The organism is Hymenobacter norwichensis DSM 15439 (assembly GCF_000420705.1).
Taxonomy (GTDB): domain Bacteria; phylum Bacteroidota; class Bacteroidia; order Cytophagales; family Hymenobacteraceae; genus Hymenobacter; species Hymenobacter norwichensis.
The window spans coordinates 874,250-891,018 of record NZ_ATVL01000007.1; the positions used below are offsets into that span (position 1 = coordinate 874,250).

Annotated in this window: 13 protein-coding genes and 1 tRNA gene; 9 read left to right on the plus strand and 5 right to left on the minus strand. The window is 57.4% G+C overall.

From position 1 onward, the window contains the following. Window positions 1–26: 26 nt before the first annotated feature. Both G536_RS0109915 and G536_RS0109920 read left to right on the plus strand, forming a co-directional pair. A complete protein-coding gene (locus tag G536_RS0109915) occupies window positions 27–1,265 on the plus strand; it encodes a PP2C family protein-serine/threonine phosphatase (RefSeq protein ID WP_022823438.1) in 1,239 nt (412 codons plus the stop codon). A gap of 110 nt (window positions 1,266–1,375) precedes the next feature. Further along, on the plus strand, window positions 1,376–2,095 hold the full coding sequence (locus G536_RS0109920) for an FkbM family methyltransferase (RefSeq protein ID WP_022823439.1): 720 nt from the start codon (window positions 1,376–1,378) through the stop codon (window positions 2,093–2,095). Between the two features lie 101 nt (window positions 2,096–2,196). Here the strand turns inward: G536_RS0109920 and G536_RS0109925 are convergent, their stop codons facing one another. Both G536_RS0109925 and G536_RS0109930 read right to left on the minus strand, forming a co-directional pair. Then, complete coding sequence (locus G536_RS0109925; protein WP_022823440.1) at window positions 2,197–3,660, minus strand: O-antigen ligase family protein; 1,464 nt, start codon at window positions 3,658–3,660, stop codon at window positions 2,197–2,199. Window positions 3,661–3,727: 67 nt separating this feature from the next. Continuing rightward, entirely contained in the window at window positions 3,728–4,816 is a 1,089-nt protein-coding gene (locus G536_RS0109930; protein WP_071837683.1) for a GumC domain-containing protein, read from the minus strand. A gap of 339 nt (window positions 4,817–5,155) precedes the next feature. Here G536_RS0109930 and G536_RS0109935 point away from each other — a divergent pair, with 339 nt between their 5' ends. From G536_RS0109935 to G536_RS0109955, 5 genes are all read left to right on the plus strand, one after another. Further along, window positions 5,156–6,556, plus strand: a complete 1,401-nt coding sequence (locus tag G536_RS0109935) for an oligosaccharide flippase family protein (protein WP_281170606.1) — start codon at window positions 5,156–5,158, stop codon at window positions 6,554–6,556. A 107-nt stretch (window positions 6,557–6,663) separates the two neighbouring features. Then, window positions 6,664–7,791, plus strand: a complete 1,128-nt coding sequence (locus G536_RS0109940) for a glycosyltransferase family 4 protein (protein WP_022823443.1) — start codon at window positions 6,664–6,666, stop codon at window positions 7,789–7,791. Between the two features lie 56 nt (window positions 7,792–7,847). Beyond that, entirely contained in the window at window positions 7,848–8,486 is a 639-nt protein-coding gene (locus tag G536_RS0109945; protein ID WP_022823444.1) for a polysaccharide deacetylase family protein, read from the plus strand. A gap of 50 nt (window positions 8,487–8,536) precedes the next feature. Next, window positions 8,537–9,643, plus strand: coding sequence for a glycosyltransferase (locus G536_RS27260; protein ID WP_169515079.1), 1,107 nt, complete (start codon window positions 8,537–8,539; stop codon window positions 9,641–9,643). A gap of 99 nt (window positions 9,644–9,742) precedes the next feature. Beyond that, complete coding sequence (locus G536_RS0109955; RefSeq protein WP_022823446.1) at window positions 9,743–10,516, plus strand: TatD family hydrolase; 774 nt, start codon at window positions 9,743–9,745, stop codon at window positions 10,514–10,516. A 166-nt stretch (window positions 10,517–10,682) separates the two neighbouring features. Here the strand turns inward: G536_RS0109955 and G536_RS27265 are convergent, their stop codons facing one another. Then, entirely contained in the window at window positions 10,683–11,966 is a 1,284-nt protein-coding gene (locus G536_RS27265) for a glycoside hydrolase family 28 protein (RefSeq protein WP_084708558.1), read from the minus strand. A gap of 159 nt (window positions 11,967–12,125) precedes the next feature. Between G536_RS27265 and G536_RS0109970 the strand changes: the two genes are divergently transcribed. Continuing rightward, entirely contained in the window at window positions 12,126–13,184 is a 1,059-nt protein-coding gene (locus G536_RS0109970) for an asparaginase (RefSeq protein WP_022823449.1), read from the plus strand. Between the two features lie 69 nt (window positions 13,185–13,253). Beyond that, window positions 13,254–13,341, plus strand: a tRNA-Ser gene (locus G536_RS0109975). A gap of 390 nt (window positions 13,342–13,731) precedes the next feature. Here G536_RS0109975 and G536_RS30530 read toward each other — a convergent pair. Both G536_RS30530 and G536_RS0109985 read right to left on the minus strand, forming a co-directional pair. Continuing rightward, window positions 13,732–14,064, minus strand: coding sequence for a DUF5681 domain-containing protein (locus G536_RS30530; RefSeq protein ID WP_022823450.1), 333 nt, complete (start codon window positions 14,062–14,064; stop codon window positions 13,732–13,734). A gap of 964 nt (window positions 14,065–15,028) precedes the next feature. Beyond that, window positions 15,029–16,762: an SBBP repeat-containing protein gene (locus tag G536_RS0109985; protein ID WP_022823451.1), complete on the minus strand. Its 1,734-nt coding sequence runs from the start codon at window positions 16,760–16,762 to the stop codon at window positions 15,029–15,031. Window positions 16,763–16,769: the final 7 nt, after the last annotated feature.

Consider the following 16,769-nt stretch of genomic DNA (forward strand, 5'->3'; position numbering starts at 1 on the left):
AATTCAATAATTCAACAAGTAACTACATGCCAAACGCTGCCCCTATTACTGCCGAAAAGCGGCTCTTCCTGAAAGACCGGGAGCTGGGCGCGCTGCTGGAAATCACGCAGGCTATCAACCAGGACTTGGGCGAGTCGGCGCTCTATAAGATATTCCAGTTCACACTGTTGGGGCAACTCAACATCCGGCGCGTGGTGCTCTATGTGAAAGAGGAAGGGGAGTGGCAGTGCATGGTATCGTTTGGGCAGCACTTACCCGATTACCGCCGTATTCCGCTGCCCGAAGTGGTTATCAACAACTGTACTTCAGCCCCAGCGGCCGTAGCCAGCGTATTGCCCGACGAGAAGTGGAAGCTGCTGGAAACCCTGATTCCGGTGGTGCGCAACGATGAAGTAGTAGCCTACGTGTTCATTGGCAATATGCACGATGACTACGCCAGCGGCGAGGCTACCAAGTTTCTGGAAACGCTGAGCAACATCCTGTTCGGAGCCATCGAGAACCGGCGCTTGGGGCGGCAGCGCATTGCCGCCGCCGCCATGCGCAAGGAGATTGAAATTGCGCAGGAGGTGCAAACCATGCTGTTTCCGCGCTCCTTGCCCAACGATGCCTACGTAGCCGTAGCGGCTTCGTACGTGCCGCATACTGCCGTGGGTGGCGACTACTACGACGTGGTGCCGCTGGATGCCAACCGGTTTATGTTCTGCATTGCCGACGTATCGGGCAAGGGTGTAGCGGCTTCATTGCTGATGTCGAACTTTCAAGCGGGCTTGCGCACCTTGCTCCGCCAGCAGGCCGATATAGCCACGGTAGCCAACGAACTGAACAACCTGATTTTCCGCAATGCTGGCGGCGACAAGTTCATTACAGTGTTCTTCGGGCTTTATGACCGCACCACCCGCAAGCTGCAATTCGTGAATGCCGGCCACAACGATCCGCTGCTGCTCGCCGACGACAACTCGGTGCAGCTGTTAAAAGACGGTACCATTATGCTGGGCGTAATGGACGAGCTGCCGATGCTGAAGGTAGGGGAGGTAGAGGTGCCGCCGCACACGCTGCTGCTCACCTATACAGATGGCCTGACGGAGGTGTTCGACGACAACTACAACGAGTTTGGCGAAGAAGGCGTATTGCGCGTCATCCGGCAGAACCGCTACCTGCCACTACCGCGCCTACACGAAGAGCTACTACGCGAAATCAAAGAATTCAACGTCAACGGTAGTCACTTTGCCGACGACATTACCATCTTAAGCTGCCGGTTTAAGTGAGGAAGCAAAGGGTTCGTAGAGTAGGGGTTAGAAGCCAGAGTGTTGTCTCTGCCGTCTAGTTTCTCTCTGCCAACTTCCGCTCCTAACTTCTGTCTTCTAACTCCATATTCATGCTTAAAGAACTGGCAAAAAGGCTAATCAAGAGTTTACCTTTCGCTTTCACGCAAAACCAGAAATACGACCGTCAAACAGCCGAAGTAATCCGGCGCAGTTGCCGGCCCGACAGTACTTGCATTGATGTGGGCTGCCACAAAGGCGAGGTACTCGATATGCTGCTGGCGGCCAGTCCGGCTGGCAAACACTACGGTTTCGAGCCGATTCCGGTGCTCTACCAAGCACTGCGCGCCAAGTACAACCGCCCCAACATCACCATTTCCAATATCGCGCTCAGCAACAAACGCGGCGAAACCTCCTTCAATTACGTGGTTTCCAACCCGGCCTACAGCGGCCTGATTAAGCGCAAATACGACCGGGAAGATGAGCAGGATACATCCATCCAAGTGCAGACCGACAAGCTGGATGATGTGTTGCCCGCTACCGAGCAAGTTGACTTTGTGAAGATAGATGTGGAAGGCGGCGAGTTGCTGGTGTTGGAAGGTGCCCGCCAGACCCTCACCCGATGCAAGCCAGTGGTTATCTTCGAGTGTGGCCTGGGCGCGTCCGAGTTCTACGGTTCCACCCCCGACATGGTATTTAATGTGCTGATGGAGTGTGGCTTGAAGGTCTCGTTGATGGAGAATTGGCTGAATAGCCGGCCAGCTCTCACCCAAAAGCAATTCGAGCAGCACTACCAAAACAAGTCGCACTACTACTTCATCGCCTACCCCTGATTACGAAGCGTTTGGCGCTAACGCACTGCGGCCCTCCGCCAAGATTTGAGTAGTTCACTCAGGCTTGGCGGAGGGCCGCAGTGCGTTAGTGCTAGTAGTTGTTAAGCAGTAGCTTGTTCTTCAGGTGCTTCCTCTCTGATCCACATACCAGCGCGCATAAGTATTGCCAGCGAGATGTAGAAGAAGGAGCCAATTTTGTCCACTTCAATCAACTCATTGAGTAACAGGTGGAAGATGATAATCACGAGGCACAGCCCCGCCGCCATCACCACGCGCCGATGCAGCATCACCCGGCTGCGGTGGTAGATGCGCTCCACCATCACCAAGGCTGAGCTGATGAGAGACACAAACAGCACGAACCCCGGCACGCCCTGCTCTGCTAGCTGTAGCAAAAAGTAATTGTGGGTAGTGGATTTCTCCAGGTTGTTGCTCACGTAGGTGCGGAAACTCTTGACCGTGTAGCGCTTATACTCTGGATAGAACGTAGCGGGGCCGCTGCCGGTCATGGGCTTGTCGGCAATCATGCGGGCGGCGGCCACCCAGCGGTACACCCGTTCCATGCCCGATACGTCTTGGAGTTTGTAAGTGGCTTCAAGGTGTTTCTCGAAGTTCTTTCCGTTGAAGACAGTCTTTTCAAAATCAGGCGCATAGAGCATATAGTTGTTCTCGCTCATAAAGTAGAAGGCCCCACTAAGCGCCGCTACTGCCGCCGCTACCAGCACTAGCCGTACCAGCCGCCACCGAATGACGACATAAAACAGGCCAGCTACTATCAAGGATAGCATGGAAGCCCGCGTATACGACAAAAACACGCCGGCTATTAGTATCGTTAGGGCTGCGTACCAGAGCCAACGCGCCCGAGTGGTAGTGGCGCTCCGGCCAGCAAAATAGGCGTAGGGTACCAGCAACGCCGCTGTGGTGGCATAAATAACGTGGTTGATGTAGAAGGGCTGGATGGCCTTGTTAATGGTATCGAAGCCGAAGCTAAGAGCCGCATGTCGCTTCATCGTGTAAAGGATGGTAATCACCACGCCTACCGTAAAGAAGCCAACCAGCCGCCACACGTCGCGCGGGCGTCGCACAATAGCCAGCGTGCCAAACACAAACGGCCCGATGTACCAAGTTTTAGCCAGCAGATACTTGACCGATTTCACCCCGCTCACCGAGAACAGCGCAGATATAACTGACCACAGCAGCGCCAATCCCATGATGACTACCAGCGGATGCACCCAGAGTTGCCGGGGTATTTCCTCCCGCCCCAGCAGTACGCTCACCACCACGCATACCAACAACACTAGCATCAGTGGCTCAGAAGGCACATCCATGCTCAGCCCCCCCGGCAACGGAAACTCGCGTGAGAAAGCCAGCGTGAGCAGCAGCAAATAGTACACCCAGCGCCAATCGACGAGCAATACTGCTGCACCTAGCGCCACGATAGGCAGTGCCAGCCAGCCCAAAGCATTCGAGAAGAGCGCCACTACGCCAGAGACCAGCAGCAACCCGACAAACGCCATAAAGAAGCGTTGGTCGGTGTTTTGCGGACGCAGACGAGTTAGGAAGTTCAAACCGAAAACAAGTTAGCAGGTAGTTGGGAGCCAGCCAGTCAAACAGTGGCCGTCCGGTTTACTGGCGTTATTCCTTACCAGCTTTGGACGGTTTGCCCATGGCTAGGTTGCCGCGATACAGCTCCAGCAGCGTGATGAAGATGACCGACAGCGCGAACGTAATCAGCACTGAAGAAGCCACAATCAGCCAACGGACTGGCTTGGATTTCTTGGTGGCGGGGTAGGCTTCTTGCACCACGTAGATGCTGGAAATCTTACCACTAATACCTAGCCGGGCAGTTTCATACGCACTACGCGCGCCCAGCAAGCGGCCCTGAATATCATTGAAGCGGGCGTAGAGCGTGTTCATCCGGTCGATGCCGGCTGTATAGCTTTCTAGGTTGAAAATGTTGCCGCCTTCCGTTTTGGTAAGAGCACGCAGGGCCCGGCGCAACCCGGCTGCTTTGCCGCTGTTGCCTTCGCCCTCGGCGCGCCGCAGCTCACTTTCCGTTTCGATAATCTCTTTAGCTAAGTAACGGGATTCCAGAGCCAGGCCGTACACGCCGTAGCGGCGGCGGCCAGCCAGCAGGCTATCGTAGGTGAGCTGGTATTCGCGCTCCAGAAAACTGCGGCGTTGGGCGTACAGTTCCAGCACTTTGCCCCGGTTGGCAAAGGTAAGTTGCTGATTCACCGAGTCAATGCTTTTCACCAATGCATTAGCAATACGGGCAGCCAGCTGCTTGTCTTTGTCCTGAAACGTCAGCTCAATGGCATCCCGGTCGTTGTGCACGATAGTCAGGTTGCCCGTAAATTCGTCGAGGGCAGCTTGGTCGGCGGCATCATCTCCGGGCTTGCCGGTTTTGTAGTGCTGGTGCAGGTTGAAGCGCCTGATGAGCGCCTCGGCCACCGGCTGCGACTCGCCGATGGTAATTACCCGGTCCAGGTCTTCGCTGCGGCCACCCAGTTCCAGTTTGCCGCCTTCGGTTACAATCCGGTCGGGGTCAGTGGTTTGCGGGTTGGTGGGGTAGAATACCGTAGTTGATTTGTAGATATTGGGTAGCATCAGAGCCACCACTACGCTGACTACCAAGGCCAGCGCCACAGCTGTCAGAACCAAAAATTTCCAACGATTGATAACGGGCCACAAACCCAGAAGCGAATAAGATCGGGACGACATACAGCGGAAAAAGACAACCAGGCAGCACCATCAGCCAATCGGCACTACCACAACGAGGCAAATCTACTCGGAAAATGCGAGTGAATACGTGAATAACTGCCTTATATAGGAGCACTACCCGGTGGAGTACTCCTTATACTCGAGGTAGAATCTTCGTTGGCTGCTTAGAAAAGATTACTTGGGCAGGCAAACTCGTGTTTAAGGGAATCCTGGGGTAGAGCGTTTTTAGGGCGTTTGTAAGGCGGTGGTACTACCGGAAGATTATCTATTCCTAATCTGCTACCGCGTCAATCCGCCTTTTCGCCTACTTTTGCGCTTATCAAACGCTTTTTCGGAAATATCAGCTTTGTCGTGCTGCTCAATCTGCTGGTGAAACCGGCTTGGGTGGTAGTGGAAAACCTAGTGCAAGACCGGCTGGGGCACGTGGCATTTGGCACGTTTGGGGCGCTATTCACGCTGGCGACCATCGTAGCTTCCATCTCCGACTTGGGTACTACTCAGCTGACCACCAAGCGTATAGCTGCCAGCCCGGAGTTTCTAACCGAATATTTTCCTACCCTGTTACCGCTTAAAAGCGGCTTAGCCTTTCTGTTTCTGGGCGGGCTGGTGGGCATCGGGTGGCTGCTTGGCTACCAAGGACATCTGCTCACGTTGCTGGCCCTTACGGGTGCCGGCTTGTTGTTGGCGCAGTACACGCTGTTCTTGCGGGGAGTATTGCAGGCGCATCAGCGCTTCAACACCGATGCGCTGCTGTCGGTGCTGGAAAAGCTGCTGCTGCTGGCCCTGGTGCTGGCTTTGATTCCGGTGGGTATTACGCTAAACAACTACGTGGTGGCCAGGTCAATAGCCATCGGCTTCACGTTCATTGTGCTCTATGGGCTGGTGACGCGGCTCTACGGCTGGGTGAGGTTTCGGTTGGATTGGGACAAGGCCCGGCTAGTAATGAAAGCCAGCCTGCCGCTGGCCTTTATTACGCTGGTGTATGGCCTCAATGAGCGAATTGATATTCTGATGCTGGAGCGCATCGTGTCGCCGCAGGAAGCTAGTTACTATCAGGCTTCGTACCGGCTGGTCGACACCGTGATGATGTACCTTTGGACAGTGCTGCCGCTGTTCTTTGCCAAATTTGCCCACGCCACCAGCCGACCGCAGGAGCAGCGCGACCTGCTATGGTTCGGGCAGCGGGTGGTAACAGTACCGCTGCTGCTGATGTGCGCCTTCGTACTGTTCAGGGGGGAGCTGCTGTTCTTCCAGTTCAAGCACAGCACCCCCGAAGAACTTGCCCGCATGACGGTGTGCCTGAAAATTCTGTTCGTCAGCGTACTGGTGCACGCCTTTTTTGCCATCTATAGTACCCTGCTCACCAGCACCAACCACGAGCGGCCGGTCAGCTGGCTAGTGGCTGGTAGTGTGGTGGTGAACGTGAGTTTGAACCTACTGCTGCTGCCCAAATTGGGCGCGGTAGCTGGGGCCATCAACACGCTGGTATGCGCCGTATTTGTATCGTTAGGGTACTTGTGGCTGGTGCAGCGCCGCACGGGCGTGCCTATTCCATGGGCGTGGCTGGGCCGGTTGGCGTTGGCGTTTGGGCTGCTGTGCGCCGTGTGGTACGGCCTGCAAGCCGGGCTGGCGCTACACTGGCTCCCCGAATCGGTGCTGGCGGGTGTGGCCTTCGGAGGTATCTTGTTTGTAACGGGTATCGTGCGGATTTCCGAGCTTCGGCGCTTACTGCCAAAGTGAGGCGGTGAGACAGTGAACTTGTGAAACAGTGAGTTTACTGTTCTATTTGCGCCATTGCAGGGATATACTCGCCGTTTCACAAGTTCACCATTTCACTACTTCGCCACTTGGATATAGCCGTCAATACCCGCTTTCTACTGCCTGGCGACCAGCTGGAGGGCATTGGGCGTTTCACGTTCGAAACGCTGAAGCGCATGGTGGCCGCGCACCCCGAGCACACGTTCCATTTCCTGTTTGATAGGCCGTTTGATGCGCGCTACGTGTTCGGGCCGAACGTGGTGCCGCACGTGCTGTTCCCGCCGGCGCGGCACCCGTTTTTGTTCGTGGCTTGGTTTGAGGGAGCTGTGGCTTTGTGGCTGCGGCGGCACAAGCCGGCCGTGTTTCTCAGTACCGACGGCTTTACTACACTGGCCACCAACGTCCCGCGCCTGACGGTGGTGCACGACTTGGCCTTCGAGCATTTCCCCCAGGATGTAGAGCTGTTGCGCCGCAAATACTACCATTACTTTTTCCCGCGTTTCGTGCGAGCCTCCGAGCGGTTAGTGGCTGTATCGGAAGCCACCAAGCAAGACCTGATAGCCACGTACCAACTGCCCGCCGATAAGATTCAAGTGGTGTACAATGCCGTCGACGCGCACTTCCACCCCCAGTCCGCCGCGGTGCAACAGGCCACGCGGGAGCGGTTTGCGGCCGGCAAGCCCTACTTTCTGTTTGTGGGAGCCTTACAGCCGCGCAAAAACCTGGTGAATCTGCTCAAGGCCTTCGATGAATTCAAACAGCAAACTGGTGCGCCTTCCAAGCTGCTCATTGTAGGCCGCACAGCTTGGAAAGCTGGCCCCATGTTCGATGTGTACCAACAAATGCAGCACCGCCACGACGTACACCTCACTGGCCGTGCAACCGACGCCGAGTTAGTGCAACTGTACGCCGCCGCATTAGCTACGGTGTATGTGCCTTATTTCGAGGGGTTTGGTATTCCTATCATCGAAGCTCAGGCCTGCGCCTCACCCGTCCTAACGTCCGACCGAAGCTCAATGCCCGAAGTAGCCGGCGGCGCGGCCTTGCTCGTTGACCCGTATAGTTCTGCCGCCATTGCTGCCGCGTTAGGCCGGCTTTGGCAGGAGCCGGAACTGCGGCATCAATTGGTGAGTAAAGGCAAAGTGAATGTGCAGCGGTTTTCCTGGGATAAAAGCGCGGATGCGCTGTGGCAAGCAGTTATTTCGATAAGCAGATAAGTGCGTCAGATATTGTTAGCCGCTCATCTATTCGCCCACCTACCAACTATTGACCCATGCGTCTGCACCGTCTGCCGAAACTTTTGCAACGCCTGCTTCCCCATACCGAATGGCGCCGACCCGCGCCCGAGGGTGAAAAGCTGCTGTATTTAACGTTCGACGACGGCCCCATTCCTGAGCAGACGCCCTTTGTACTGGAACAGTTAGCCCGCCATGATGCCCGCGCCACCTTCTTCTGCGTAGGTGACAATCTGGAAAAACACCCCGAGGTAGCCCAACAGGCACTGGCCGCTGGACACCGCCTCGCCAATCATACCCACCACCACGTCAGCGGCTGGCGCTTGCCTGATGCCGAGTATCTGGCTGAGGTGCAGCAGTGCCAACAGGTGTTGGAGAGCTTGGCCGGAACACCGGAAAAGCAGCCGTTGCTGCGGCCACCGTATGGCCGTATCACTCGCGCCCAAGCCGCCGCTCTGCACCCCAACTACCGCCTCATCATGTGGGATGTGCTGACCTACGATTACGATGCCACCTACCCCGCCGATATTTGCCTGAAGGCTGCATTGGCCCATACCCGGCCGGGCTCCATCGTGGTGTTTCACGACAGCCAGAAGGCCCAGCGCAACCTACGCGCCGTGCTGCCCCGCTACCTCGACGCCTGCGCTGCCGCCGGATATTCGTTCGAAGCGCTGTAACGGAAAGCAGGCGTGGCGCTATAACTTACCTTTGCGCCGATAATTACTCTGTGCCCTTGTTACTTCTCACGGTTCTTCTGGTTGGCTGGTTTCTGATTCTGGCGGCTTCCACCACGCTGTTTGCCACCCGGCCGGGCAGCCAGCCGAAGCCGCTGCCGGAACCATTGCCGCGCATCAGCATCCTGATTGCCGCCCGCAACGAGGAAGCCACCCTGGCCCGCTGCCTGACCGCCATCCGCCAGCTCAGTTACCCCGCGCACCTACTGGAAGTGCTGCTCGGCGATGATGCTTCCACCGACGCTACCAGTGCCGTAGCGGCCCGCACCATGCAGGGTTTTGCGGGTAGCTTTCAGGTACTACAGATCGAAGAAACGCTCGGGCTGGCCCGCGGCAAAGCCAACGTGCTGGCCCACCTTACCCGCGCCGCTTCCAGCAACTATTTCTTCATCACCGACGCTGATATTGCCGTGCCGTCCACCTGGATACAAGGGCTACTGGCGCACGCGGCCCCCAGCGTGGGCACCGTCACCGGCCTGACGCTGGTGGATGGGCCGCGCCTCTTCGACAAGCTCCAAGGCCTCGACTGGCTGATGTCGTTGGGGCTGGTGCAGGTGGTGTCTGACCTAGGGCGGCCCGTGACGGCGATGGGCAACAACATGCTGGTAACGCGCGCCGCGTACGAGGCCATTGGGGGCTATGAGGCGCTGCCGTTTTCCGTCACCGAAGACTACGCGTTGTTTCAGGCCACCATCCAGCAGGGCTTCGATTACCGCATTATTTTCCGGCCCGAAGTATTGGCTATTTCCTTGCCCATGCGCACCCTCGGCAACCTGCTCCAGCAGCGCCGCCGCTGGATGCGCGGCCTGGAAAGCCTGCCATGGAACCTGCGCGGCGGCGTGCTTTACTACACTGGCTTCTACCCGATGCTGCTGGTGTTGGCGTGGTTGGCTGGGCCAGGTGTAGCCGGATTGGTGCTGGCCGGCAAGATGCTGCTGCAAGGCATGCTGGCGTACTTTTGCTACCGCCGGGCCGGCCGCCGCGCTCCGCTATGGCTGATGCCGCTGGCTGAACTATATAATTTCATCCTCACGCTCACCCTCACCACCTACCGCCTGCTGCCGCTGTCGTTTCAATGGAAAGGCCGGCAGTACAAGTAAGAAGGTTGCTTGCTGCTTGTTATTTGTTGCTGGTCTGGCATAACATCAGGCAACTCACAATACCAACAAGTAGCAACCAGCCGTCAATAATCAACCACCATGACTTTATCTGATTCCCACGCCCACGTCTATTCCGAACAGTTCAAAGCTGACCGTGACGACATGCTGAACCGCGCCTATGAGGCCGGCGTTGAAACCATCTTCATGCCCAATATCGACCATTCCAGCATTGATGGGATGCTGGAAACCGAGGCCCGCTTCCCCAATCAGTGCCACCCCATGATGGGTTTGCACCCCTGCTCAGTGGGCAAGCACTTCGAGAAGCAGCTCTACGAAGTGGAAGAGTGGCTCGATAAGCGCCCATTTGTGGCGGTAGGGGAGTGCGGCATCGATTTGTACTGGGACAAAAGCCACCTCGCCGAGCAACAAGAAGCCCTACGCATCCAAATCAGTCTGGCCAAAAAGCACAACCTGCCCCTAGTGCTGCACACCCGCGACGCCTTCCGCGAAACCGCCGACCTCATCGAAGCGGCGCAGGATGGCACCTTGCGTGGTGTGTTCCACTGCTTTTCTGGCTCGGCAGCCGAAGCCGAAGAAGTCATCAAGCTGGGCTTCAAGCTGGGCATCGGTGGGGTAGCCACGTTCAAAAACGGTGGCCTCGACAAGACGCTACCCAGCATCGCCCTCGAACACCTGCTCCTCGAAACCGACTGCCCCTACCTAGCCCCCATGCCCCACCGCGGCAAGCGCAACGAGCCCGCCTACTTGCCCTTCATCGCCCAGCGCGTAGCCGACATCCTGCAAAAAGACGTGCAACTAATAGCCGACGCCACCACCCGCAACACCAAGGAACTGTTCGGCGCTAACATGTGAAACGCCCATACCTCAGGCTAGACAATGTAAAACCCTAGCCCGTCATGTTGAGCTTGCCGAAGCAGCTCTCCCGCTTCACTTGAGCCGTTACAACGAAGCGGGAGAACTGCTTCGGCAAGCTCAGCATGACGCTCGGTATTAACAGTGGTTGAAGTGGCCAATGCTTCTATTGCGCATCGCGCCGTACGATGGCTTCGCCTTCCACTACGGTCAGCTTTAGGCCGCTGGTGTCCAGGCCACGCACGTTTTCCAGCACTAGCCCTTTTTGTGCCGTCACCACGCAGTTCTGAAAGCTGACGTTTTCAATCGGGCTGTTTTTGAGGCCGTGGATGCGACCACCCGTCGTAACAGTGCCAGTAATATTGATGAGCTTCACGTTACGTACCAGGGGTAGCACTTGCGCCGGCGGGGCAACGGGCGGTACCATGCGCCATTCCATGTTGAACTCGAAGGCCTGGCGAGTGTTGCGCAACACCATATCCCGGTAGGTAATATTTTCCACCACACCCCCGCGGCTGGGTTGCGACTTAAACCGAATCGGGGCCCAGTTGTCGGCTTCGGCCACGCAGTTGCGCACCATCACGCGCCGGATGCCGCCGGAGGTTTCGCTGCCCATCGCCACGCCGCCGTGCCCGTAGCCGAAGCGGGTTTTCTTGATGAGTATGTCTTCACTGGGCCGATTTACCCGCAAGCCGTCGGCGTCCTTGCCTGATTTGATGCTGATACAGTCGTCGTTCACGTCAATGTCGCAGCCGCTGATGCGGATGTCGCGGCTGGAATCCACGTCGATGCCATCGGAGCTGGGGATGTTGTGAGCGGCCCGGATGGTCAGGTTTTCCACCACCATGCCTGTGCAGTACAGAATGTGCAGGCCCCACACAGCTTGGTTGTTCAGTCTCAGGTTGGCAATTCGCGCCTTGCGGCAGTTCTGAAAGCAAATCAGGCGCGGCCGGCCCAAGCGGGCGGCGGCAGGGGCAGTGCTGTTTTCTTGTAGCCGGGCTTGTCGGGCCAGTTCCACCCATTCTTCGCCGGAGCCGTCAATAGTGCCCGCGCCCTCCACTGTGACGCCGGTCAGGTCGGTGGCGTTTATCAGCGCTGCCGTGAACTGTTGCTCAGTACCTTCCCAACGGGTGGCTACCTGCGGGTAGTCCTCAGGCCGGGTCGAGCCTTTCAGCACGCCGTCTTTCTCAATCAACAGGTTCACCCCGCGTTTCAGAAAGATGGCGCCCGTCCTAAACGTGCCCTTCGGAACCACCACCGTACCGCCGCCCGCCGCCGAGCACTTGTCAATGGAAGCTTGAATAACTTGGGTGTTTAGCGTTTGGCCATCAGCTACAGCTCCGTTGGCGGCAATATTGTAGCGCTTGGGGGGCTGCCGGGCACTGAACGAGGCCAGCACAACCAGCACTAGCAGGTGCGCTGTCAGAAGAAGCCAGTTTCGTTGTGTCATCGGGTAGGAGTGAGGCTGGATAATGTAGGTGATTTGAAGATGGGGGCTTTAGCTGATGCAGCCGTTCTGCACTTTCCTGCTATAGGGTGTAAACTTCCGGCGGGCCTACAAACTGCGTAGGTTGCCAGACGTCGTTAACTTGGCGCCTCCATTCCAACCATGTCCGCCTTGGCTTCCTCCAACAACCGCCCCGAAACCTCCGTCCTCGTTATCTATACCGGGGGCACCGCCGGCATGGCCTACAACAAGCAAGGCGAGCTGGTACCTATGAAATTTGAGCAGATTCGCAAGAAAATGCCTGAGTTGAACCAGCTCAATATGCACGTGGAAGTGGTGAGTTTAGGCGAGCCCATTGATTCCAGCAACGTCACGATGGCCGACTGGTATAAGATGGCGCTGCTCATCCAGGAAAATTATGCCCGTTACGATGGCTTTGTGGTGCTGCACGGCACCGATACCATGGCCTATTCGGCGGCGGCACTCAGCTTTCTGCTGGAAAACCTGGGCAAGACGGTGGTATTTACGGGGGCGCAGGTGCCAGTGGGCGGTATCCGCACCGATGCCCGCCGCAACCTGATTACGGCCCTGGAAATAGCCGTGGCCCGAAACCCCACGGCTGGCACCGTGCGCGTGCCCGAGGTATGTGTCTTCTTCAACGACCTGCTGATTCGAGGCAACCGCGCCAAGAAAGTGGAAAGCCAGCAGTATGATGCGTTCCGCTCGGAAAACTACCCGCCTCTAGCCCGCGCTGGTATCGAGCTGGAATTCAACGACGAACAGATCCGGCTGCTGCCCGCCGCCCGCTTGCACACCCACCAGCATCTCGACGAGCGGATAACGCTGCTGTCGCTCTATCCGGGCCTGACTGAGCGTATGATCCGTGCCCAACTGGAAGTGGAGGGCCTGCGCGGCTGCGTGCTCGAAACCTATGGCTCCGGCAACGCGCCTACTTCTGCCTGGTTTCTCAACTGCCTGCGCGAAGCGCGGGAGCGGGGCGTACAGGTGCTCAACGTCAGCCAGTGCGAGGAAGGCCGCGTGATTCAGGGACGCTACGAAACTAGCGCCCAACTCACCGACCTCGGCATCATCGGCGGCGACGACATCACCCGCGAAGCGGCCATTGCCAAACTCATGTTCGTGCTCGGCCTAGGCCGTTCCGCCGCTGAAACCAGCCGCCTCCTTACCCACAATTTGCGCGGCGAAATCACGCTGGGTTGAAAGGTTGTTGCGGGTGCGGCTTGCGTATCCGGAAAATCGGGTGCTATTTTGTGCCCGCTAACCACACCTAGAGAGGTGTCCGAGTGGTTGAAGGAGCACGCCTGGAAAGTGTGTATGGGTCTAAAGCTCATCGTGGGTTCGAATCCCATCCTCTCTACAATAAACCCTGATTCCGTAATGGAAACGGGGTTTTGTTTTTTTGGGGGTACGCGTAGGGGTACACGAAGTATAACCAGCGTATAACAGAAAGCATGAGGCTCTGCATGCCGGTGCATTTTTGCGTTGGCCGATTATCTTTGTTCTATCCGCTGGGTAAGTAGTTGCCAGCTCCTACCTACGGGCAAGGGCCGCCGCGTCATTTGATGCGGCGGCCTTTCTTTTTAGAGGCTTAGTAAGCCGTTTCATAAAATCGGATTCATTGAGCAAGGGTGTCCAGAGTACCGGCTACCCTTACATATGAGTGCCGCCGGGCTACTCCCTAATTTTAGGGAGTAACCCGGCGGCAAGAAACAACGTCCGATAACTCTATCAATTGTAACAGCCGGCCCTAGTTGGGCAACAGCAAGCGGGCGGCTTGGGCGTTGGCTTTCTGTTGGGCTGGGGTGCCGCCGATATGTAACGTCACTTTGATTCGGCCTGTGTCGGTATCATCAGCAGCCAGGGCAGTACGTTGCAGCTTAGGCGTTACGAACTCTGCCAGCTTCACGTAGGCGTCTATAAAGTCTTTACCGTTGAGGGCTTCCAGCTTCGCCTGTAGGCTCTCAGCAGTGACGCCGGAGAGGGCCGCGCCTATGGCTTCGCGGGCGTAGGCCGTAGCTTTGTTGGGCCGGCCCTTGGGGCGGCCGGCGGGGTTGCCACTTGTTCCTTTGTCGTACTGCATCGGCGGTGCCTGTTTCGGCCTGTTGTTTACAGGGAAGATACGCCTAAAGCTCCGGGGCACGCTGGTTTTGGCGGCGCAATTTTGCGCCGATTGCAGGCGTATCTGAGCATGTACTTTTTGGGGTTCCATGTTTGCACGCCTACGCCGGCGGGGCCGGGAAAGTAGTCCGTTTTTGTGGACAACTTCTCTGCCTGCTAGTTCGGAGCGGGCGCGGGCTGCTACAGCTTAGCCAGGATAGAATGTGGCTGTAGCTCTGTAAAATCTACAGAGTATAACCCGGCGGGGGTGAATCCAAAATTGGATTTGGGCCCCGCTCTAATTCCATGAAATTTACGGAGTAGGGTGCTTTGCCTGACTGGTATTGACTTTTACTACCAGTTACCGACGGTGCGAAAAATCCCTAGAGGTACTTTTCATAAAAGCGGTAAAATCTAGTTTTACAGAATCTACCGGTAAACCTTAGCGCCTGGCGTTCATAGGGTTTTCTTCAGTTATGCGGAAAACTCTGCTTCCCTTCGCATGAAAGCAAAACTGCTTTCTGCTAATCCGCCCGAAAACAACAAAGGGTATACCGGTTAGATATACCCTTTGCTGCTGTAATGCACGCGGCCCGGTCTAAGGCAGGCAGTACTTTTAGTCAACTTTGGAAGAAAGTATTTACTCGAAAATCTAGGCCGCGTAAGCTACTTCTTCTGTGCGGCGTAAGAGGCTCAACGCGGTTAGGATATCTAATAACGGCTAAACGTGCTCCGGCTTGTTGCGGCGGGAACGGGCGGCCACTTGGGGCCCCGGTAAGAGCTTGCCTGGCTTGTTGCACGGCATCCCGAACGGCCTGCATCTGTTGGGCCAGAACTGGGGGCCTGTGACTTCGGATGCAGCGGCGGCCGTGGCCATGGCGGTGTGTAGGGCCAGCGCTGACTGCTATAGACTGACGCTGCAGAATCCCGGCCTCGGGTAGGGCACGCTATTCTACCGACACACGGGCAGCATAACGCTGGCCCTGGGCATCGGTAGCGCGAAGCGTGTAGAGGCCCGGCGCCAGGCCCCGCACCGATACTTGCGAAGCAGTTGAAATAGCGGTTTCGCGGACTATGCGGCCCAACGCATCAAGTACTTGCACCCGGGCCCCTGCTGGAATGCCCTTTAGATGCACTTCCGTAGTAGCCGGATTGGGGTACAGGTCGAACGTTTTCCCGTCCGGGCTTTGCGCGTCGACCACTGGGAGCGGAGTCTGCGGAGAAGCGGCTAACTCTGCCATAACCCCTATCCAATTAGAACTTATACCCGACTGAATGGCACCGAAAGTAGCGCCACGGCCCGCGTAGCCGAATACACGCAACCGCCCCTGGGCCGTGAAACCCAGGCTAAAACCTTCATCGTCTTCGGCGCTGCTGGCCTGTTGCACCCAGCTCAGCACGCCTTGCGACGTGTAGGCGGCTACCACCATATCGAGCTTGCCCGCCGACGTGAAGGTCCGGGTGCCAAACTGGGCGTTGGAACTAGCACTACCCGTCACATACACATTGCCGGCGGGGTCGGCGCACACGCCGCGAAAAAGGTCGGCGCCAGGACCAGCCAGCGACCTTGCCCATTGCGGGTTGCCTTGGGAGGAATATTTCACCACATACCCGTCCTCGGCGCCGGCACCGGGCAAAGTAGTGGTGCCAAAGCTCAACGACCCGCGGAAAGAACCGCTCACATAGACGTTGCCAGCTGCATCGATGGCGGCGCCGGTCATTTCATCCCAGTTGGGCCCCCCAAAGGTGCGGGCCCATTCCACCTGGCCCGCGGCGTTGTACTTGGCCACCAGCATGTCGGGGCTGGTGGGCGCAGGTAGGGCTAGCCCCGAGGTGAAGGACAGAGCCGTGACGTAGTTGGCCACAAGGTAGGTGCCCCCGTCGGGAGCGGTCAACAGCTTTTGCGCATAAATCAGCCCGTTTCCGTTGGCCGCGGTGGAGTATAGCAGCGGAAACAACGACTGAGGCGTGCCGGTAGCGGCCGAAAAACGGGCCATGTACACAGTGGCCAGCGCATTGCTGTTCGGGGCGGCGCTGGCTGTTGCTCGCAACCCGCCGAAGCCAAATCCGGTAGCGAAACTATACACGCAGGTCACGTTTACGTGGCCGGCGCCATCAACTTGCACGCCTAAGCTGTTGGCTACGGGCGGGCAGGTGGGGAGCATGGTGCCTGGGTAGGAGTCGCTCTGCTGTGCCCACAGGGGATTGCCGGCGGGGTCGTATTTGATGAGAAAAATTTTCCGGCCGGGGTCCGTCCCCGCATCCAGGGTTTGGCCGTTTCCCAGGTTGATGCGGTGCGTGAAGGAGCCCACCACGTAGGCGTTGCCAGCTGCGTCGAACGCCACATCATCAGCCCCGTCCTGGTCAGTCGAACCGAATTGTCGCACCCAGGCCGCCGTGCCATCGGGGTTGTACTTGCCCAAGTAGCCGTCGAAGCTGCCTTGGCTCCGAAGGTAGGTATGGCCCACGTTGGCCGCCACGCTGAACATACCCAATTCATACACGTTACCCGCTGGGTCGGTCGCTAGGTGCAGGTTACCCCTATTGTAGGAGAAATATTCGCCAGTGTTGGATACACTGACCCAAGCTGGGGTGGTTTGGGCAACGGCGCGCGGGCCGAATGCCATGCTGCTTAAGGTCACTAAAGCTAGCTGGGCAAAATGGAGGATAATTGTTTTCATACAGACG